Origin of the sequence: Geomonas sp. Red32, from assembly GCF_023652955.1 — a bacterium.
In the GTDB taxonomy this organism is placed as follows: domain Bacteria; phylum Desulfobacterota; class Desulfuromonadia; order Geobacterales; family Geobacteraceae; genus Geomonas.
On the sequence record NZ_JAKLOY010000001.1, the window covers coordinates 1,420,607 to 1,442,135 of the forward strand.

The window sequence follows — 21,529 nt, forward strand, 5'->3', positions numbered from 1 at the left end:
CCTAGAAGGCCGGAACATCCAGAAAGGAGAACGACCATGGCAGTCAGCGACATCTCTCTCACCGCAGGCATGAGGACCAACCTTCTTAACCTCCAGCAGACCAGTCAGCTTTTGAACCGTACCCAGCAGAGGCTCTCCTCGGGCAAGAACGTCAACAGCGCTCTCGATAACCCGACCAACTACTTCGCGGCCCAGAACGCGAACCAGCGCGCCGGCGACCTCGCCGACCGTAAAGACGGGCTCTCCGAAGCCGTCCAGACCGTCAGCGCCGCCAACGCAGGCATCACCGCGATCACCGGCCTGATCCAGGCCGCCAAAGGTATTGCCACCTCCGCCCTCTCCACCTCCGACACCAACGTGCAGTCCAAGCTGGCCGCCCAGTACGACACCATCCGCAGCCAGATCGACAACCTCTCCTCCGACTCCGGGTACCAGGGCTTGAACCTCCTGAGCTCGGTCAACACCCTGACCGTCAACTTCAACGAGACTGCCTCCTCGTCGCTCAAGGTCATCGGCTTCCAGGCCAATGCCACCGGCCTGAGCCTCACCGGCGCCAGCAACAACTGGCAGACCACTTCGGACATCACCTCCGACTCGGCGAAGATGGACTCGGCGATCACCACCCTGAGGACCAACACTCAGACCCTGGCCGCCAACCTGAACATCATCACCACCCGTCAGAACTTCACCGACAGCATGATCAACACGCTGCAGACCGGTGCGGACAACCTGACGCTGGCCGATATGAACCAGGAAGGCGCCAACATGCTGATGCTGCAGACCCGTCAGAGCCTGGGCACCACCTCGCTCTCGATGTCGTCGCAGGCGGCACAGGCGGTCCTGAGACTCTTCTAGATCCATAGGCACCAAATGCCGGGGCGGGGAGCGGACTCCCCGTCCCGCATTACCTCTGAGAGGAGGTAAACCATGTCCATCGCCACGATACAGGCCGAGACGGTGGCCCCGCAGCCACCCGGGCAGGCCGACAGCTTCCCCGTCCCGCAGGACTCCCCCCGCGACACCACGACTACCTCCACGACCGCTAACGACCAGGTGCAGATTACGGGACGGCTCGGGACGGCCCTGCAGCAGCTGCAGGATAAAAACGACCAGCAGAATGGCCTCGCGGACGCCATCCGGAGCAGCCATCGTGCGGCGGCCTCTCTTCGCCAAAAGCTTGACTCCGCGAAGGCTCCCCTGCAGACCATCGTCAAGAATTTCCCCCCCTTCGCCCCCGAGGACAAGGAGCGGATGAAGCTTTTGATGAGCTATTCCTCCCTCCGCAAGGAGATCGACGAGCTGACCTTCCCCCCTCCCCCCGACGTGGTCCAGGCCCACAAGGTGCCGGCGGTTCCGGCGACCCTTCCGCAGGGTGCCACCGATAGTCAAATTAATGACCACCTCGCCAAACTTGACGCGGCGTCGGCCGCGGTGGGGGATTTCCAGAGCTCGCTGGCGGCGGGAACCGCCTCGCTGGTGACCAATTCCGGCTCCACATCGTTGTTTTCAGGGCCTTCCGGCGCCACTGCCGGGGCTACGGCGGCTCCGCTGGCCGATTCCTCCGCCTGGCAACTCAGCGCGGAAGTTGGCCGGCAATTTGCATCCTCAGTTGCCCAGGGGGTGACGGTCGACGGCCACCTCCAATTCCTGAAAGGATTGGGCTAGCTGATATGTCGCTAAAAATCACCTTGAAAGGCAACGAGCGGCTGATTGTCGGTGGGGCGGTGGTCAGAAACGGGGGCAAGGGGACGATTCTCTTCATCGAGAACACCGTGCCGATTCTCCGCGAGAAGGACATCCTGGGGGAGAAGGACGCCACTACCCCCTGCAAACGGGTCTACTTCACCATACAGCTCATGTATATCGATGAGGCCAACGTGCCGCAGTACCGTACCACCTATCTGGACCTGGCCCGGGACATCCTCGAGGCTGCCCCCAGCACCGCCAGCTACCTTGAGCAGATCAGTACGCGGATAGAGGACGGCAACTATTACCAGGCCCTGAAGGCTGCGAGGAATCTCATCGAGTACGAAGAGGAGCTACTTAAAAATGCAAACTAACAGCGCGATCAAAGAGTACATGGGCATTCAGAAGGAGAGCATGTCGGGGCGCGAGCTGGAGGCGTCTGTGTTGACCAAGGCCGGCCTGATGCTGAAGGCCTGCCAGGAAAACTGGGACGCCGCGGACCGTGAAACCAGGCTTTTGGACGCCATCAAGTACAACCAGCGGGTATGGAGCTTCTTCCAGGCCGAGCTCTCCGAGCCGAGCAACCCGATGCCGAAGAAGCTCAGGGAGGACATCCTCAACCTGAGCCTGTTCCTCGACAAGAGGCTCTTCGAGGTCATGGCCTATCCGGACCCGGCCAAGCTTTCCATCGTGATCGACATCAACTTCAACATCGCCGCCGGGCTCAGGACCAATCCCGAGGCCGAAGCCTGATCCGCCGGTAGTTTCAGAAGTTCCACAAGGGGAGGAAAGTGAGTGGGGGGCGACCGTCGCCGGTCGCCTGCATCCCGCTCCCTTGCCTCCTCTTTTTCGTCTGTGCCACCGAGAGCGCCGGCACGGCTTGGCGACGGCTTAAATCCCCCCTGTCCCCCCTTCCGCCTTAGCCAAGGCTTCAGCGGACACGTCGCAAAGGGGGGGACCCTGCGCTGGCTGCTATCCCTCATTCAGGCCGCGTGCCGAAGCCTGCCTCCCTGCCGCCTCCAGGCCCCCCTCCCCTGGAGGGAGGGGCGAGGGGGTGGGGGAGGTATCCACGGAGTGCCGAAGCCTGCCTCCCCCCCACCCTGTCCCTCCCCCTCAGGTGGGGAGGGGACCTGGGGCTACCTCCAGCAACGCAGCCTCCAGCTCGCGGGTGACGCCCGCGCCGTCGAGAAGCGGCGAGGCCTGCAGCCGCTCCCGCATCCCGCTCCGCATCTTCGCCAGCGCCTCCCGGTTCCCCGCCAGGCCGCGGGCGATCTCCAGGTACTCCTCCGGATTCACCGCCACCAGGTTTCCCAGTCCGCAGTTCCCCAGCATGGTCGCGCCGGTGCGCGAGGCATGCCGGCTCCCCGCCATGGTCACCACCGGAACCCCCATCCAGAGCGCCTCGCAGGTGGTCGTCGTCCCGTTGTAGGGAAAGGTGTCCAGGCCGATGTCGACCTTGCCGTAGTGGGCCAGGTGCGTCAGCGTGGTGGGATGCCCCTCGTGGAGCTCGACCCGTTCCGCAGCAATCCCCTCCCTCTCGAAGAACTCCATCAGCCGCCGGCGTACCTGCCCATCAGCAAGCGGCTTGGCCTTCACCAGCAGATGCGCCTCCGGGACCTCCCGCAGGAGGCGGCACCAGAGCGCCAGCACCTCGGGGGTGACCTTGGCGAGATTGTTGAACGAGCCGAAGGTGATCCTGCCACTGGTGAGAGAGGGGAGGGGGGCGACCGCCGGGGCCTCCGGGTCGGGGAGGTAGCAGGAGAAGATCCGCGGGAGCCGGATCAGCCGCTCCCGGTGGAACATCTCCCGCCCGGGGGGATCGGCGGTGGCGTCGGTGATCCGGTAGTCCATCTGGGAAAGCCCGGTGGTGTCGGGATAGCCGATCCAGGTGATCTGGATGGGGGCGGGCTTGCGGGCGAAGAGCGGGAGCCGGTTTCCCGAGGTGTGCCCGGCCAGGTCGATCAGGATGTCGATACCGTCTCCGGCGATCATCCGGGCGGCCTGGCGGTCGTCGAGGGTGCGGATCTCCCGCCACCCGTCGGCAAGCGCCTTCAGCCGTTCGGTGACCCGGTCGCCACCCCGCTGGTTGGCGTAGCAGAAGATCTCGAAGCGGCTCTTGTCATGGTGGGCGAGGACCGGCTCGATGAAGCGGGCCACCGAGTGATCGCGGAAGTCGGCCGATACATAGCCGATCCTGATCCGGCCCCGGCTGGCCGGGGGACGTACGGGGGGCGCCTCCTCTTCCGGCTTGGGGGAGAAGGGAGCCGTCGTGGAGGCCTCGATATGTTCCCGGCAGATCTCGCGGTCGCCGAAGCGGTACGAGTAGTGGAGGGCGAAGAGGAGGTTCTGGCGGGCGTCGAGATGATCGGGATCGGCCGCCAGCGCGGCGCGGTAGCGCTCCACCGCCTCGAGGCTTCTCCCCTGGGATTGCAGCACGTTGGCGAGGTTGTAGTTGAGCCGCACCGAGCCGGGGGTAATCCGCACCCCATCGGCGAGAATCGTCTCCGCCTCCCCCAGCATCCCGTGATCCTTCAAAAGGGAAGCGAGGTTGATGCGGGCATCCTGGTACCCAGCTTCCAGCCGGATCGCCTCCTCGAAACAGGGAAGCGCCTCCCCGGCCCTCCCCGCCTGCTGAAGCGCGACACCGAGACCGTTCAACGCCCGGGTGTCCTCCGGCGTGACGGCGAGCGCCTGCCGGAAGTGGAGGATGGCCTGTTCCGGCTCATCCAGTGAGGCCCGGATCACCGCAAGGAGGTAGTGGGCCCGGCCGCAGGCGGGGGCGTTTGCCAGGAGCCCCTCCAGCTGGAGGAGGGCATCTTCCTGCATCCCCTTCTTGAGGAGCAGGCCGGCGTACTTCAAAAGCGCCACGCTCGCGTTTTCGATCTCCCCGGACACGGCCGCCTCCCGCTAGTTCCGGTACAGGGTGATCTGCCGCAGCCGGTCGAGCCTCGCACCCAAAAGTCTCAGTGCCCCCGGTTCCCACTCCTTCAGTTCGGCTACCGCGCAGGAGACGTTGGAGAGTCCGTTACCGATGAACGCCTCGCAGCGGAGCGCCAGCAGGGTGTCGACGATGACCTCCTCCCCGATCCGGTAGCGGCTGAGATGGCGCTGGTAGTGGACCCCCTGGCTGTTGTCGGTGCGGGTGGCGCCGGTGGTGATCACCCGTTCCCCGTAGCGCTTCAGGTACCCGTCGAGGATCTCGCGGTCGTCGGTCATCAGGTACAGCCGCGAGTTGGGGAACTGCCGCAGGTGGCGCTCGATCTCCGAGTGGTAGAGGGTGTTGAGCCTCGTCAGGTTGGGATCTTCCCCCCCCTTGTCGCCGCCGCGCACGTGGAGCGCCAGGTGGGGCTGCCCCGCCATCTTCTCGCGGTAGAAGCACTCCGCCTTGGCAGCGATCCACGGTTTCACCTTGAGGTAGCGGCGGCAAAGGTCGCGGGAGACCTCCTCGCTGCTCAAGCCGTAGAGCTGATGCCCGGGGGGGATCCAGGGGGTGAGGTCGTGTACCCCGTAGTGGAAGTCTCCCACCACCACCTCCTCGTTGCGGTCGAGCGCGTGAAGCGAGGAGAAGCGGGACCAGGGGCCGTCGGCCTGGTTGAGGGTGGCCATGGTCAGGTTGCGCGCGTTCCACTTGGGGGGATAGAAGCTGGCCGCCCTTTCCGCCAGCTCCTCGACCCGGTAGCGGCTGATCGGCTCGAAGAAGCTCTCGAAGGCGTTGGTGGAGGGATCGTCGCTGAAGAGGCTGTTGCCGCCCCACTGCACGACGGGGATCCTCCCGGTGATCTCCGCCAGCAGCAGCTGCCCGATGACGTGATTGACGTCCGACCAGAAGCCGTAACCCCACGCCTTGATCAGCAGGAACCGCTGGCGGCTATCGGCCGGCGGCTTGAGCCGGGCCGACTCCTCCGCCTTGAGCAGCCGGATCCGGGTGGCCACCGAGTGGTCCCCCAGCTCCTGGGCCTCGCCGAAGCCGCGGACGGCGAGCTGCGGCTGTCCGAGGAGAAGCGCAATCTCGCCCAGCATGACGCTGACCGCCGGGCCCGGATAGCCGCGGTCCTGGAGGTAGCGGCAGATCAGTTCGGCGGGGGTGATGAAACCGGCCGCCATCAGCAGTTCGGCGGTCTCGAGGAGGGTCTGGTCCTGGACCGGTTCGATCGGGGTCAGGCTCTGGCACATCCGCAGCCGGAACGCATCGCGGTTGACCGCCGCCGCCAAGTCGGCCGTGGTCTGGCGGTCGAGCGTCTCCTGGATGCCGGGGAGGGCCCGGGATTGGGGGCCGGCGGTCCGCAACAGTTCCAGGTAGCACTGCAGCGCCTGGTCGAGCTTGGCCTCCCGGAGCAGGGCATCCCCGGCCTCGGCGAGGTTTCCCCGCTCACGGGGAGGAACCACCGGGGGGGAAGGGGTCGCCCGCCCGCCGCACCAGGTGCGCCACATGGCGGCGTAGGCCTCTTCCAGCCGGTAGGTGAAACCGATGCCGTCGGTCAGCTCCGAGGCCGCCATCCTGCTTCGCAGGCTCTTCCTCAGCTCCGCCAGGGGGGCGAGGTCGCCGGCCAACTGGGCGGCCGCCTTCTGGTACCGCTCGGGATTCTCGGCCACCAGGTGCCCGAGCCCTACCGACTGAAAGAGCGAGACGCCGACCCGCGAGCGGTGGGTGGCGCCTGCCAACGTCACCACCGGAACCCCCATCCAGAGGGCTTCGCAGGTGGTGGTTGTCCCGTGGTAGGGGTAGGTATCGAGCGCGATGTCGACCTCGTGGTAGAGGGCCAGGTGCTCGCGGTACCCCGGGGTGTTGCCGCGCAGAGTCAGGCGGTCCGGCGAGACCCGGTGGGCGGCGAAGAGCTCGCACAGTCTCTCACGGGTCCGCTCGTCGGCGAGCGAGTACCCCTTCACCAGCAGGGTCGAGCCCGGCACCCGCTTCAGCACGCCGGCCCAAAGCGCCACTGTCTCCACGGTGATCTTTGCCGGATTGTTGAAGGAGCCGAAACGGACGCCGCGGCCGCTCTGGGCCGGGAGCGGCCCCTCCTCGGGTGCCTCCTCGGGGGGAGCGAAGCAGAGGAAAGGAGCGGGGAGCCTGACCAGCGTTTCGGTATGGTAGCGCTCGGTGAGTCCGGGAGGATCGCAGACGGGGTCGGTGAGCCGGTAGTCCACGGCGGCGAGCCCGGTGGTATGCGGGTAGCCGAGCCAGCTCACCTGGACCGGGGCGGGCTTGCGGGCCAAAAGCGGGAGCCGGTTGTCGGCGGTGTGGCCGCAGAGGTCGACCAGGATGTCGATTCCGTCGTTACGGATCATCTCCTCGGCCTTGGCGTCCGGGACCCCGGCGATGTTGACGAAGCGGTCCGCGAGCGCGGCCAGGGCGGCACTCTTCTCGTCCGGTACCGCCACGTTCGAGTAGCAGACGATACGGAAGCGGCTGCGGTCGTGGTGCCGGAGCACCGGCTCGATGAAGCGGGCCACGGCGTGGGAGCGGAAGTCCGCCGAGAGGTAGCCGACTGTGACGATCCTGGCCGGGTCGGGGGTGTTGCGGTGTTCGGCGGCGGGGAGCCGCAGGAGGGCTCCGTAGGCGAAATGCTCGGCGGCCACCTCCTCTTCCGGGATTCCCGAGGGGTAGCAGAGGGCGAAGAGGAGCGAGCTGTGAGCCTCGTGGTAGTCGGGACGCGCCGCGATGGCCGCCCGGTACTGCTCGATCGCCTCCCGGTGCCGCCCCTGGGCCTTGAAGGCGTTGGCGAGGTTGTTGTGGGCCTCGGGGTAGCCGGGGCGAAGGCTCAACGCGCGCTCGCAGCAGTCGATCGCCTCGGAGATCCTGCCGTGGCGCTCGCACAGCACCCCCAGGTTGTTGTAGGCCTCGGGATAGCCGGGATCGAGCCTGATGGCGTCGCGGAAGGTCCGGTAGGCGTCCTCCGCCTTACCTTCGGCGGAGAGCGCCAGCGCGAGGTTGTTCCGGACACCGGGGTCGAGGGGCTTCAGGCGGCAGGCCGCCTGCAGAGCGGCGACCGCCTCGGTCATCCTCCCCAGGCGGGCGAGGGCGAAGCCTGCGTTCTGGTGCGCTTCACCCCACTCCGGGCGCAGGGCGGCCGCCCGCTGGAAGTAGGGGAGCGCGTCGGCCGGGCCATGGAGGCGGTCGAGCGTGCAACCGAGGTTGAAGCTGGCGGCCGCGAAGCCGGGATCGATCTCCAGCGCCTTAAGATAGCAGGAGGCGGCGGCCTGGAGATCATTTTCCGCATACAGGCGGTTTCCCTTGCCGAAGAGTTCTTCTGCCGTTTCTTTAGCCATGAGAGGTTCTCTGGGCCGGGTCGCTGCCGGGCCAATAGTTTGACGCCGCTTCCGGAGAGACGCTCCGGGCGAACTCCCTCACCCGTTCCGCCGGCTCCAGGCGGCCACCCTTTTCCAATCCCCCCGCGTACTCGTCCAGGAAGTCCCGGCTGTCGAAGCGGAGCTGCCGCAGCCGCTCCACCAGGGCCAGCGCCTCGTCGCGGCTCCCGGTGAGCAGGGAGGCCACGCAGAGCAGCGACAGGGCCGGCGGGTAGCCCGGCCAGCGCTGGAGCATCGTCTGGCAACCGGCCGTGGCGGCGGCCAGGTCACCCAGGTAAAGGTCGCACTTCGCCAGGTTGAAGGCCGCCTCCTTGGTGTCGGGAGCCAAGGTGGTGGCTATCCCGGCATAGGCGCGGGCCTCGCGGTAGTTGCCGGTGGCGAGATAGAGGTAGCCGAGATTGAAGTAGGCATCGGGGTTTTGCGGCCTGAGCTCGAGCACCTTCTGCCAGAGCTCCAGGGCCTCGGCGAAACGCTGCAACTCGGTGGCCTGCACGGCCAGCTCGGTGATTGCCTCCACGCTCCCCCCGGTCTCCTCCATCTTCTTGAGACCCAGCCGGTAGTAGCGCTCCTGCTTCTCCGCGTTCTTGGCGGCGTCGAGCCGCCCGTAGTGATGGATCGGGACGTCGCAGGCGTGGATGGGGATGCCGCACCGCAAGAGGGAGACTTCCAAGAGTTCGTGTACCGCCCCCTCGAAGCGGACCCGGGGATCGTTGGGGATCACCCGGACCTTGTCACTCGGGGTCCATCCCGCTCCCCGCTCCTCGGCGGCGTACTCGCCGGCGTTGGGGGACCAGTTCTTCCGGGTGATCTCGTCCGTGTAGTTGCGGGTGGTGAAGGAGAAGGCGGTTGGCCCCCCGCACACCTTGAGCAGTTTCGCCAGCGGCTCGAGGTCGCGCGAGGAAAGTGTCTCGTCGGCATCCAGGATCAGGATCCACTCCCCTTTGGCCTGGGAGAGGGAGAAGTTCCGGGCGTCGGCAAAGCTGCCATTCCAGGGGAAGAAGAAGAGGCGGGCGCCGAAGAGCCGGGCGATGTCGCAGGTCCGGTCGCCGGAGCCGGTATCGACCACCACCACCTCGTCGGCGAACCCCTTCACGGAGTTGAGCGCGGTGGCCAGGTGCGAGGCCTCGTCCTTGACGATCATGCAGACCGAGATGCTGCCGGGGCCGGAAGCCTCCGGGGGATCGCCGGCCAGCCGGCGGATCTGCAGGGCGGCGTCGAGGGTGGCATCGTCGAGCCCGAAGGCGACAGCGCTTTTTTGGATCACCTCCACGGCCTGCGGGAAGCGGCGCTGGCGGATCAGCACCTCGATGAGCCCGAAGGCGAGCCCCTTGTGGTCCGGGTAGAGATCGACCGCCTCCCGCACCCTCCGCTCCTCCTCGGCGAGGAGGCCGGCCTCGGTCGCGAAGTCGTGGTAGCGGCCGAGGGCGCTCATGCAGGTGGGGGCCAGCACGAAACCGGACTCGGCGAGCCTGAGCCCCTGGTCGCGCTGACCCGCACTCCAGAGGATCCTTCCCAGTTCGCTATAGGAAAGACTGGAGCCGGGGTCGGCCTCGATGGCTTTGCGGAACTGTTCCTCGGCTTCCGCCCCTTTCCCGAGGCGGGCGGCCAGCATGCCGTTGACGGCCAGCGTCGCTGCCCCGTCGGGATCCCATTGGGCGGCGAGGGCTGCGGCTTCCCGGCCGCGATGGTGATCGTCGAGGCCGAGGTGGCAGCGGGCGGCCAAGAGCGTGGCGGAGAGCTCAGCCCCCGGCGGGATCTCCGCCAGGACCTCCAGGGCGCTGGCGAAACTCCCCGCCTCGTACAGGATTTCCACCAGTGCCAGGTAGGGGGCGGGGCTCTTCGGCGAGCAGGCGATTCCCTGCTGGAGGAGGAGGTCGACGGCGTCGCTGTTCTTCCCCTGCCGGGCGAGCTTGCGTCCCGCGGCGATGGCGTTGATGGTCACCACCTTGCGGGCGAGCGCCTCATCCAGCCTGGCCAGGTCCCATTTTTCGTGGAAGCGGGCGCGGTTGGCGTTCATGGAGGCGGCGTAGTCGACGTTGTTGCCGGTGAAGGAGCGGCTCCCGTAGTGGTGGATGAAGACGTCGCCGGCGATGACGCAGCCGTAGCCCGCCAGGGCCGCCCGCAGGCAGAAGTCGTCGTCCTCGAAGTTCCCCGACCCGAAGCGGGTGTCGAGCTCTCCGATGGCGTCCACCACCTTCCGGGGGAAGAGCATGCAGAAGCCGACCACCCGCTCGGTCGGCAGGCGGCGCCCGAGGTGATCGGTCCGGAAGCGGCGGGCGTAGGCGTCGAGCTCGTCGAGGTTCCGGTAGCTGGTGCCGCCGATCCGCTGGGGACCCGCGATTTCATTGGTCATGGGGCCGGCGATGCCGGCGGCGGGCTCGCGCTCCAGGCACTCCAGCATCCCGCCGAGCCATCCCGGGGTGACTACCACGTCGTTGTTGAGAAGGAGGATGTGGCTCCCGCAGGCCTTGGCCATGCCGATGTTACAGCCGGCGGCAAAGCCGAGGTTGCGGCCGTTCTCGACCAGGTGGTGGTTCGCCCTGGTGGCGCAGAACTCCCTGAGCCAGGGGACCGTTCCGTCGGTGGAGCCGTTGTCCACCAGGATCACTTCGTGGGGTTCCGGGGTGTGGCGCTCGATGCTCTCCAGGCACTCCCGGGTGCATTCCAGCTGGTTCCAGGTGAGGATGACGATGGAGGTGAGCCGGGAGCCAGCCGGGGCCAGGCGGAAGAGGTACTGGTAGACGGCGCTCTCCTCCTCCAGGGTCGGGCTCTGGATTCCTCCCTGCCGGAGGGCGTCGAGCATGCGCGGTGGCATTCCGGCATCGCCGGAGAGGGCGACCGGGATGACCTCGACGATCTCCAGCCCGGCGCGGGCGAAGAGGGCGGCGGCGCTTTGGCGGGTGAAGAAGCGGAGGTGGGTGCGGTCGAGGATGCCGGCGTCGGCGTAATCCCAGGATCCTTCCAGAAGGTCGCGCACCACGCTCCAGTGCCGGACGTTGGGAAGGCTCACCACCATCTCGCCGCCGGAGGCGAGCTTGGTTTTCAGCCCGGCCAGTACCTGCCCGGGATCGGCGAGATGCTCAAGGACATCGGCCAGCACGATGCAGTCGAAGTGGCGCTCCGGGAGCTCGGGAAGGGCGGCTTCCACGGGGGAGGCGATCACCCGGTCGAGGAGCTTCCCGGCGGACGCTGCGGCCCCGGCATCGGTCTCGATCCCCCACACCTCGGCGCCTTGGCGCTTCTTGAGGAGGGCGCCGACTTTACCGGCGGCACAGCCGACGTCCAGGATGCTCCGGGCGCTGCGCCTCACCAGGCGCCGGACTTCGGGGCGGGTGAAGGCGAAGTAGGCGGGGGCGTCGTCGGCCGGGGCGTCGGCCTGGGGGCGGACCTGGTGGACGGAGTGGACCTGGTGGACGGAGTGGACCTGGTGGACGGGGTGGACGCCGAGAGGAGTTTGCGAAGTTGGTTGAGCTTGGTGGACCGGCTGGCCCGGTTGGCTCTGCTGGCCCGGCTGGCCCGGCTGGCCTGGCTCGGCGGCGGGGCTGGCGGCGGCGAACTGGTCCAGCCAGACGAGGTTGCGGGCGGCCAGGGCGCTGCCGGGGTCGAGCTCCAGGGCGCGCTGGTACTGCTCGCGGGCGGCCTGGTAGCGCTCCAAGAGGACCAGAATCAATCCCACGGTGAGCCGGGTCTCCACATTGTCCGGCTTCTCCTCGGCCTCCCGCAGGTGGAACTGCAGCGAACTGTACAGCTCGTTCCGCATGAACGCCTGCAACTGGTCGCGGTAGCACGATGCCCCCGGCGCCAGGATGGCCGCCTTCTCGAAATGCTTCTTGGCGTAGCCGATCTCCCCTTTCCGGTAGTAAAGCTCGGCCAGTTCCTGGTGGATCTCCGGTGAGCAGCGATGGATGGTGACGAAGCGTTCGAGCTCGGCGAGCTTCACCGTCTCGTTGGCGGCTCCGGCCATCAGCTCGCGCCAGCCTGCCACCAGCTGCGGGTGGAGCTCGGGCTGAGCCGGGGTGAGCGGGGCGAAACGGGGACGGTACTCCTTCTGCACCGCCAAATACTCCAGGGTCGGGAGATCCCCCTTGCGGGAGACAGTCTCCTCGCTCAGCCAGTAGAGCCCGAGGAATTCCGGGACGTGGACGAAGTCGTAGCGGAGTGCTGCCCGCAGCCAGAATTCGTAGTCCGCGGCACTCTTGAACCGCTCGTCGAAGTAGCCGATGGCGTCGTGCAGGGAGCGGCGCCAGAGGGGGAACGGGCCGACGCAGCAGAGCTCCAGGAGCGATAGCCGGTCGAACTCGGGCCAGTCGCGGAAACCGAAGGGGCGGTGGTGCTCGAAGGTCCCGTTCTCCTGCTGGGTGATCCGCATGTCCGGGTAGGCGAGCACGCACTCCGGCCGGGCCCGCAGTACCCCCACCAGCCGCTCGTAGGCGTCGTGCCGCAGGCGGTCGTCGGTATTGGCGTTGGTGACGAACTCCCCCCTCGCCTCGCGGATCCCGCGGTTCCAGGCCTGGTAGACCGTCTCGCGCCGTTCGGTCCGGAGGTAGCGGATGTTGTCGTAGCGCTGCTGGAATTCCTCGACGATCGCCCGCTCGCTTTGCTGCGATCCGCTGTCGACGACGATGATCTCCAGCTGCGGCGCTATGGTCTGGGCCTCCAGATCCTCCAGTTTTCCCCGGATGAAGCGCTCGGCGTTGTAGGTGGAGACGATGGCGGAGACCAGGCAGGTTTTGGCGGAGCCGCTGTTCATAGTGCCACCCCCTGGACGGGCCGTTGCTCCTCGGCTTGCGGGTACCGCGGCGGCCGGTCGCCGACCAGGATCGGGAGCGGCGCCGGCGGGCTGTACGGCCTCTTCTCGGCGGCGAAGATTTCCCGCTCGCGGGCCAGCACCCGGTTGGCCTCTTCGGTGTACCCCGCCTTGTCCTTGGACTTCTGGAGCGGATGGTCGCGGAAGCCGGCGATCAGGGCCTCGATGGAGTAGAGTTTGGCGCCCCGGAAGAAGCGGGCCCAGAGCTCCAGGTCGGCGGCGAGCTTCAGGCTCGTGTCGATGTAGGAGCCGCTTCGCTCCCAAAGCCCCCGGCGCCAGAAGGTACCCTCCTGCTGGATCAGTTCCTCGTCGGCCAGGTACTTGGCGCGGGAGTTCATGGGGAGAAAGCTCAGGATGTGCTTCTGGTTCCCCGCCTCGTCGAAGCTGTTGGGGCGCCCCATCACCCATTCGATCTCCGGGTGCTCCATGAAGATGGTGGAGACCGTCTCGAAGGCGCCGGGATGGAACATGTCGTCGGCGTTCAGCCACCCCAGGATCTCCCCGGTCGCGCGGTTGAGCCCTTCCTCGATGGCGCTGTACTGCCCGTCGTCGCGATGGCTGCGCCAGAAGGCAATGTGGCGTTCGTGCTTCTTGATGATCTCCACGGTGCCGTCGGTGCTTCCCCCGTCCATCACGATCAGCTCGAGGTTCGGGTACTCCTGGGAGAGGATGGAGTCCAGGCAGGCCTCCAGGTATTGGGCGTAGTTGTAGGAAGGGATCACCAGCGAGATCTTCGGCTTGGCCATCCCGCTCCTGGTCAGTCTCGTGCCGACGCTCCGGCCAGCGGGCGCCACGGCGGCTGCCGGAGATGCGGCAGCGGGCGGGAACTCTAGGCAGATGATCTCCTGAATGGTTCTCGCCATCTTCTCCCATGAGAAATGCTCGACCTGACGCAGCCCGGTCTTGATCAAGTGGCTGCGGACGTCCGGGTTCAGCACGTTGATCAGGTCCGCGGCCAGCTGGTCCGGGCTGTCCGGATCGACGTAGAGGGCGGCGGCCCCGGCCACTTCGGGGATCGAGCTGTTCTGGCAGGTGATCACCGGGCAGTGGCAGGCCATGGCCTCCAAGAGCGGCAGGCCGAACCCCTCGTGGGTGGACGGGTAGACGAAGGCCGCCGCGCAGGCGTAGGCGAGGCGGAGCTCCTCGTCGGTGAAGTTGGCGAGATGCACCTCGCACCCAGCCGCCAGGGCGGCCAGCTCCGGTTCCAGCTGGGGAGCGCCCCCCACGCAGACGATGGAGTACTCCTCGCGGTCAGGAAGCCGGGAGAAGGCCTGGAAGAGGAGCTTGCCGTTCTTGTGCTCGGTCCGTTTCCCCACGAAGAGGAAGTACGGCTTGGTCAGCCCGCGCGCCTTGCGGAACTCGCTTTTCTCCTGCTCGGAGGCGGGACGGAACAGGGTACGGTCGATGCCGCAGTGGGCGACTTCGATGTGGCCGGCGAGCTCGGGATGGAGGCTCTCCATGTTGCGGGCGGTGCTTTGGGAAACCGCCACGTACGCGCTTGCCCGCGCCATTGCGTGGCGCTTCTCGGTCCACTGGGCGTCGTTGAGGTCGTACAGCCCGCTCATCTCCGGGATCATGTCGTGGCTCAGGAAAAGCGACGGCGTGGTGAGCGGCGACGAATAGTAGGTGGAGATGAACAGATCCGCCCCCTCCTCGTCGCAGACCTTCTGCACCCGTGCCCTATCCACCCCTTCGGGGCGAGCGCTGTAGGCCGGGAGCGTGCGGTAGCGAAGGCCGGGGATCTTGGGGGCGGTGCCGATCCTGTCCAGCAGTACGACCGATTTCCCGAAGCCGCTCTTCCCCCATTCGGTGAGGAGCGCCTCCCACACCCGGGTGATGCCGGTCTTCGGCGTCATGAAGAAGACACCGTCCACCACCACGGTCGGATAGGGGGCGCTGCCCGCCATTGCAGCGGCCGGAAGTCCCCCTTTGGAAAAGGAGGATTTAGGGGGATTTTCTTCGGCAAGACCAGAAATCCCCCCCTGCCCCCCTTTTCCAAAGGGGGGGGCGCCCGGGTGAGTCGGAGAAGCCGCGGGAGGCGAGGCCACCGGCCTCTCATGTGGCGCGAGCGGTACCCTGATCTCTTCCAGCAGTTTGACCGGCGGCATGGCGTCCAGCCCGGGATGGGGGACCCGGATCAGGTTGAGTTGAGTCGGGATACGGCCGGCGTTGAGCTCGTCCAGGTATCCTCTCAGCCGCGGCGTCATCTCCGGGCTGAGTGCGATGGCGGCAATCGCCGCCTCCCGTTTCCCTTGGGCCATGGCGGCCACCGCCAGGTTGTCGACCACCTCGGGCTTGCCGGGCATCAGCTCCAACGCCTTCCGGTAGAACTGCTCGGCCAGCGGGAGATCGGTGAAAAGCGAGCCGCTGCAGCCCATCAGGAGGTTGCCGAAGTCGACCAGCACGGCCACCCACGCTTCCCGCGAGGGGGCCGATTTCAGGAAGGGGTAGATCTCGTCGAGGGGAAGGGTAGTGCGCGGCGTCCCGATGAAGCCCCGCACCTCCCGCATGACCTCTTGCGGATTCTGGTAGGAAAGGTTGTCGATCGACTCGTGGTAGAGCACGGCGATCTCGGGGATGTGGAGCGCTCCCTTCCTGAGCGCCAGCCGGAAGAAGAACTCGTAGTCGCCGGCCCGCTTGAAGTTCTGGTCGAAGGTTCCGATCTCACCATGGGCATCGGCCCGCCACATCACCTGGCAGCCGAAGGGGCAGTCGAAGAGCGCCTGCCGGAGGTCGAAGTCGGGGAGGAGCCACTTCTTGGTGGCGCTGTTTTCCTCGAAGGTCTCGTTGGCTCCGCAGGTCATGAGGGCGTCGACGTAGGCGAGCCCCTTTCCGCTTCGCTCCAGCTCCTGCGCCATCATCTCGAAGCAGTCGGCGCGGTGGCGGTCGTCGGTGTTGGCGTGGGTCAGGAAGCGGCCATGGGCGAGCGCGATCCCCCGGTTCCAGGCGGCATAGAGGGTCTCCCGTTCGGTCCGCCGGTAGACGATGTGCGGGTGGCTGGCCATCAGCTCGCGGGCGATTTCCCCTTCGTTTTGCTGGGAGCCGCTATCGATGATGATGATCTCCAGCTGGCCCTGCCGGTAGAGGGTCTGGCGGAAAAGGTCTTCCAGACAGCCGCGGAAGAATTTTTCGGCGTTGTAGGTGGAGACGATGGCGGAGACCAGGTAGCTGGCGGGTCCAAAGTCCCCCTTGTCAAAGGGGGATTTAGGGGGATTTGCCTCTCCAGTTGTGACCATCGAATCCACCCTGTCCTCCCTTTGACAAGGGGGGGACGCCGTTGCGGCAGCTTCCTCGGGGGCTTGCGACGGTTTTTGCCAGAGGATGTTGTAGGAAAGCGGGAAGCCGTGCTCGCGGAAGGAGGTCTTGGTCATCGGCTTCCAGTGCCGGTCATAGGCCGCCTCGCTCATGGCGTACACGTACGGGTCGGGATAGAGCTGTTCGAAGGGAGCCCAGCGGTTGACGGTGCGGTTGGCCTTGAAGAGGTAGGGGAGCAGGCCATTGCCCCAGGTATACCTGCCGCGGGCCACCACGTCGAAGCAGTGGAGCGACCAGCCGCCTGGCTTCAGGAGCCGGTCGATGTCGCGGTTGATGGCGGCGAAGTTCTCCTCGCTCTCAGGCACGTGCTCCAGCACTGAGATGCTGAAGACCAGATCGAAATAGCCGTCGGCAAGCTCGGGGGTGAAGGAGCCCAGGTACTCGCGCACCAGCTTGAAGCCGTCCACCTCGATCCCCACCGGACCGTTCCCCAATCCCTCCAGCTTGTCCAGATTCCAGCACTCGTAGTCGTCCTTCAGGGCTCTCAGCACGCGCGAGGCACCCCCGCCTACCTCCAGGATGCGGGACCCGGCGGGGACGTTGTTCTTGATGAACGAGTAGACCAGGAGATCCTGGTAGACCTTGAGGTCGCACTGGGAGGGATCCGCCGGGGCCCCGTAGAGCTCCAGGTCCCGTCCCGCGAAGTAGGCGAAGTGGAAGGTGCGGGAGTAGGTGAAGGCGCCGAAGTTCTCGGCGGTCACCGAGGTGTGGGCGCGGGATTCCACGTCGGCCACCTGCAGGGGCGCCGGGGCGGGCGCCAGCGCTGGGCAGCGGGTCGCCTGGAAGTAGCGGCGCTCCCGCTCGATCACCTGCGCCGCCTCGGCGTTGTAGCGCTCCAGCATGGTGGCGGTCTTCTGCTCGGGATGGTTGCGGAAACCTCCCAGCGGCGCGTGCAGGGTGGTGAGCTGCGCATGGCGGAAGAAGCGGGTCCAAAGCTCCATGTCGGCCGCGAGCCCCAGTTCGGTGTCGAGGGTACCCCCGGCGAGGTCCCAGAGGGAGCGGCGCCAGAAGGTGGACTCCTGCTGGATGTGCGGGGGGCCGATCTCGCCGGCCAGGTACTTTTCCCGCGACCAGAGGGGGGGCTCCTGGGCCATGTAGAGCAGCGCTCCCGAGGCGTCCCATCCGGTCGGGCTCCCGGTGATCCAGGAGGTTTCCGGGAAGAAGCGGAAGGCGTCGGCCACCAGCCGGAAGGAGCCGGGGTGGTACTTGTCGTCGGAGTTGAGCCAGGCCATGATCTCGCCGGTCGAGCGCCCGAAGCCTTCGTTGACCGCCAGGTAGTGGCCGCCGTCCGGCCTGCTTTGCCAGTAGGCGAGATGCTTCTCGTACTTTTTGATGATGTCGGCCGAGCCGTCGCTGCTCCCGCCGTCCATCACGATGTACTCGAGGTTCGGGTAGTTCTGGGAGAGCACGGAATCGAGGCACTCCTCCAGGAAGGAGGCCTGATTGAAGCTCGGGGTGACGATGGAGATCTTCGGCAGCTTCGGGACCAGGATCACGAAACTCGGCTTGGACTGCTCCTCGGTGGGAGCATCGATGCCAGGGTGCCTGGCGCCGTTTTGGGAAGGAGTCAGTCCCCTATCGGGCACTCCCTTTTGAAGGGGATAGGCGATGAGGGGCGGCGGGGGGGCGGTGGAGAGCGCGCACGGGAGCTGGCGCTCACGGTCGATCACGTCGTCGCACTCGGCGATGTACTCCCCCCGGAACTGGTTGCAGCGCTGCCCCCCGCTGTAGTAGCGGAACCCGCCCAACAGGGCGTCGACGGTGTGGAGTTTCGCGTGCCGGCTGAAACGGAGCCAGAGCTCGAAATCGGCGGCGAGCTTGTAGGAGAAATCCAGGGTGCCGCCGGCCTTCTCCCAGAGGCTCCTCCGCCAGTAGGTCGCCTCCTGCATCACGAACAGGGAAACCTGGTGGATCAGCTCCTTGCGGAGGAGTTCGGTGCGGCTCCAGGTCTGGGTCTCGAAGCCGTAGGATCTGAGGTTCCCCTCTCCGTCGAAGCCGACCCGCTTGCCGGTCAAAAACTCGATGTCCGGGCGGTTCATGAAGACATCGACCAGCACCTTGAGGCCGCCGGGGTGGAGCATGTCGTCGGAGTTGAGCCACCCCATGATCTCGCCGGTTGAGCGGCGGAACCCTTCGTTGACGGCCCGGTACTGGCCGCCGTCGGGACGGCTCTGCCAGTAGGCAAGGCGGTTCTCGTACTTCTTGATGATCTCGACGGAGCCGTCGGTGCTGCCGCCGTCCATGATGATGTACTCCAGGTTAGGATACCCCTGGGAGAGGACCGACTGAATGCAGTTCTCCAGGTGCTCGGCCTGGTTGAAGGACGGGGTGACAATGGTGATGCGGGGCAGGGTGGTGGACCCGGTGGACCCGGTGGACCCGGTAGGGGCTGCGTGGGCTGCGGGGGCTGCGGGGGCTGCGGGGGCAGACGGCGCTTGGGCGGAGACGGCGGCGCCCTGGTCGATGGCGATGGCGTCGCGGGCGATGGCGCAGAACTGGCGGCCGTAGGAGAGTACCAACCGGTGCGCCTCTTCGCGCGCGACCCGCTCCAGCTCGTACTGGGGACCGGGAGTCAGCGTCGGGACCATCTCCTTGAGCTTGGCCTTGAGGGAAGGAAGCGAGGCGCGGTCGAAGTACTGCCCGTTCCTGGGGGCCTGCTCCTGGTGGACCGGAAGGTCGGAGAGAAGCATGATCTTCCCGAGCGCCCGGCAATCCTCGATCACGGTGCTCCATCCCTCGAACAGCGACGGCTGGACCAGCGCCATGGAGCGCCTCACCAGCTGGATCTGGTCGTGGCGGGGGATGCTCCCCAGGATGTGGACCAGGTGCTCCACCCCCATCGAGCGGATCCGTTCCTTCAGGTCGTCGAAGAAGCCGGGGCAGCGGTAATCCTCGGTGTGGCCGGTGCAGACCAGGTGGATGTCGGTTCCTTCGGCGTGCAGCTCCCCGATGGCGGTGAAGAGCATCGCGTGGTTCTTATGCGCCCAGAACTGGTTGCAGCAGATAAGGAAGTTGTCCGGGAGACCGTACTTCTGCTGGACCTCGGCGCAGTCCGCCTGGTACCAGCTCTCCTGCGGCATAGCGTAGAAGGATAGCACCCGGGTGATGGCCTTGGAGCCGGGGAAGAAACGGCGGAAATCGTTCTGGGCGTCGCGGCTGCTCAGGATGAGAAGCTTGGCATCCCGCGCGATGTTGGAGAAGCACTCCGAGCGCGACCGGCATTCTCCTTCGTGAAAGAACTGGGGAAGGTGCAGGTGTTGGAAGTCGGGTATCCAGCAGCCGGCCTTGGCCGTCGGCCAGGCGCCATTCATCAGCGGGAAGAAGAAATCGAGCACATCCAGGAGATCCCGATGAGTGGGGGTGTAGATGAAGTCGGGATACTCCTTGTTGTAGGGGCCGATGAAGATGACGGCCTTGAAGAGATGCAGAAAGTGCTGGTGGAGTTCCAGCCTCGGCAGGCTCTCTTCGGTAACGATCTGGTACAGCTCGGGGCGCTCGTCCTCCGGCAGGCCGCTAAGCGCCTTTACCAGCAACTCGATGTAGGAGACCCCGCCCATCCAATTCTTGTACCCGATGACCGGTATCCCCACCTGCAGCCGTCGTTTTTCTGTCATGCCTCGATTTCCTCTGTTCCTTGAACCAGGAGATGTATCCGGCGAGCCCCGCGTCGAGATCGACGCTTGGGCGGTAACCCAGCGCGGCGAGCTTATCGATGCTGGCCTCCCAGTTGAGCGGGTCGCCGTGGCGGACGACACCGTTGAAGGTTACCTGCTTGCCGTTGTCGAAGTGCCTGGCGAGGGTTTCCGCCAGCTCGGCGATGGTGGTCTGGACGCCAGCGGCGGCATTGAATACGCCGGAAGCGTCGCTGTTGTGGATGGTTTCCACCGCCCGGGCCACGTCGAGCGCGTGGATGAAATCCCGGCTCTCGGCGCCGGTACCGAAGAGCTCGACGCGACGAAGCCTGGGATTGACGAACTTCTGGCAGATGTCATGCACCACCTGGCGCTGGAGCCGTTCGCCGTAGGCGGAAAAGATCCTGAGAATGGCGACTTTCATGCCGTGCAGGGCGGCGTGCTCCTGGGCCAGCGTCTCGCAGAGCATCTTGTGGTAGCCGTACGGGGAGACCGGGCGAAGCGGCGCACTCTCGTGGATCGGGAGCGTCTCCGGGTTGCCGTAGACCGATGCGCTGGAGAGAAGAACGAAGCGGCAGTCGGGCGCGTGGAGGCGCAGGGTGTCCAGAGTGAAGGCGCAAACGTCGACCGTCTTGAGAAAGTCTCCGTAGGGATTCTGGACCGAATCGGCCACCGACGCGGTACCCGCGCAATGCACCAGGAGCTCCGGGCGGAAGCTCTTGATCGCCTTGACCAGCGCCGGGTCGGGAAGCGTCATCCCGCACAGCCGCCAGAGGTTGGGGATGGTCCTGGTGTAATCGGTGGCGAAGCGCCCGACTGCGGCCACGCTGTACCCCTGGCCGCCGAAGTGGCGGGCGATGTGCGAGCCGAGAAACCCTCCCGCACCCGTTATCAGGACTCTTTGGCCGCCCATCACTTGGTCCGGATGGCGAAGGCGACGCCGAAGCCGGCCTCGGTGTACTCGTAGTGGGCGAGGAACGGGAAGCGGGCCATGGCGCGGAGCCAGACGTTGGCCAGGTACGGGTGCGCCGGGTGGGCGATGTCGTCGAAGACCAGCACGCCGCCGACCGAGAGGCGGGGGATGACGTTGCAGAGGTCGTCGTAGGCCCCGGCGTCGGAGTGGTCGCCGTCCACGGTAATCATGTCGAACTGGAGCTGGGGATTCTGCTCGAAGAAGGCCGGGACGGTCTCGTGGCTGTCGCCGTTCACGAAGTAGAGCTGGCCGGTATGGCCGTGGCGGGCGAGCTCGTCTTTGACGAATTCCGGTCCCGGGTTCTCCATCCCGGCGTAGTTCTGGATCCACATGTCGAAGGCGACGATCCCCACCGTCGGGCAGCTGCGCACCACTGCGGAGGCCGATCTCCCGCGCCTGACGCCGATCTCCATGTAGGAGCGGGGCTTGAGACATTTGCCGGCCGCGTACAGGACGTTGACGATGTCGTGGTAGTGCCAGTACTTCCCGAAGCGCTCGCGGTTGGCCCGGTAGTAGGCGTCCACGTACTGGGTGTACTCGTCGGTCGCGAGGAGCTGGTGGAACGAGCAGATCTCCTCCCAGGTTTCGGGGCTGGTGGCGACTCGGGCGAGCGTGGTCGGGGTGAGTATGGTGGGGCCATAGTGATTGGCGCCGTGGTCCAATGTGCTCTGTAGCATGCCGGTTCCTTTTCTCATGAGCTTATGGGGAATAGTGGCGGGACAGCGGTGCCTTCGCCGCTGCTGGCGGCGTCCGGATGCAGCTTGCCGCAAGCGGGCGAGGGCGGTCCTCTCCCCATTTTGCAACTAGCAT

At 66.4% G+C, this 21,529-nt stretch carries 10 protein-coding genes; 4 read left to right on the forward strand and 6 right to left on the reverse strand.

What is annotated here, in order from left to right; translation table 11 throughout:
- Nucleotides 1-36 precede the first annotated feature (36 nt).
- The 4 genes from L4X63_RS06185 to flaF all read left to right on the forward strand — a co-directional run bounded on the left by L4X63_RS06185 (nt 37) and on the right by flaF (nt 2,439).
- Nucleotides 37-855, forward strand: a complete 819-nt coding sequence (locus tag L4X63_RS06185) for a flagellin N-terminal helical domain-containing protein (protein ID WP_250677709.1) — start codon at nt 37-39, stop codon at nt 853-855.
- A 72-nt stretch (nt 856-927) separates the two neighbouring features.
- Entirely contained in the window at nt 928-1,665 is a 738-nt protein-coding gene (locus L4X63_RS06190) for a hypothetical protein (protein ID WP_250677710.1), read from the forward strand.
- Nucleotides 1,666-1,670: 5 nt separating this feature from the next.
- Complete coding sequence (locus L4X63_RS06195; protein ID WP_250677711.1) at nt 1,671-2,060, forward strand: flagellar biosynthesis repressor FlbT; 390 nt, start codon at nt 1,671-1,673, stop codon at nt 2,058-2,060.
- Entirely contained in the window at nt 2,050-2,439 is a 390-nt protein-coding gene (gene flaF / locus L4X63_RS06200) for a flagellar biosynthesis regulator FlaF (RefSeq protein WP_250677712.1), read from the forward strand. Before L4X63_RS06195 ends, flaF begins: the two co-directional genes overlap by 11 nt.
- Before the next feature lie 360 nt (nt 2,440-2,799).
- Here the strand turns inward: flaF and L4X63_RS06205 are convergent, their stop codons facing one another.
- From L4X63_RS06205 to L4X63_RS06230, 6 genes are read right to left on the reverse strand one after another with little or no spacing between them, the layout of a single operon-like run.
- Complete coding sequence (locus L4X63_RS06205) at nt 2,800-4,581, reverse strand: O-linked N-acetylglucosamine transferase, SPINDLY family protein (protein ID WP_250677713.1); 1,782 nt, start codon at nt 4,579-4,581, stop codon at nt 2,800-2,802.
- A 12-nt stretch (nt 4,582-4,593) separates the two neighbouring features.
- Complete coding sequence (locus L4X63_RS06210) at nt 4,594-7,953, reverse strand: O-linked N-acetylglucosamine transferase family protein (RefSeq protein WP_250677714.1); 3,360 nt, start codon at nt 7,951-7,953, stop codon at nt 4,594-4,596.
- The gene (locus tag L4X63_RS06215; RefSeq protein WP_250677715.1) at nt 7,946-12,742 is read right to left on the reverse strand and encodes a glycosyltransferase; all 4,797 of its coding nucleotides are present in this window, start codon (nt 12,740-12,742) and stop codon (nt 7,946-7,948) included. Before L4X63_RS06215 ends, L4X63_RS06210 begins: the two co-directional genes overlap by 8 nt.
- Nucleotides 12,739-19,728 carry a glycosyltransferase gene (locus L4X63_RS06220; protein ID WP_250677716.1) on the reverse strand — a complete coding sequence of 2,330 codons (6,990 nt, stop codon included), beginning with the start codon at nt 19,726-19,728 and terminating at the stop codon, nt 12,739-12,741. Before L4X63_RS06220 ends, L4X63_RS06215 begins: the two co-directional genes overlap by 4 nt.
- The gene (locus L4X63_RS06225; protein ID WP_250677717.1) at nt 19,628-20,659 is read right to left on the reverse strand and encodes an NAD-dependent epimerase/dehydratase family protein; all 1,032 of its coding nucleotides are present in this window, start codon (nt 20,657-20,659) and stop codon (nt 19,628-19,630) included. The genes L4X63_RS06220 and L4X63_RS06225 overlap by 101 nt, the downstream gene beginning before the upstream one ends.
- The gene (locus L4X63_RS06230) at nt 20,659-21,396 is read right to left on the reverse strand and encodes a class I SAM-dependent methyltransferase (RefSeq protein ID WP_250677718.1); all 738 of its coding nucleotides are present in this window, start codon (nt 21,394-21,396) and stop codon (nt 20,659-20,661) included. The genes L4X63_RS06225 and L4X63_RS06230 overlap by 1 nt, the downstream gene beginning before the upstream one ends.
- Nucleotides 21,397-21,529: the final 133 nt, after the last annotated feature.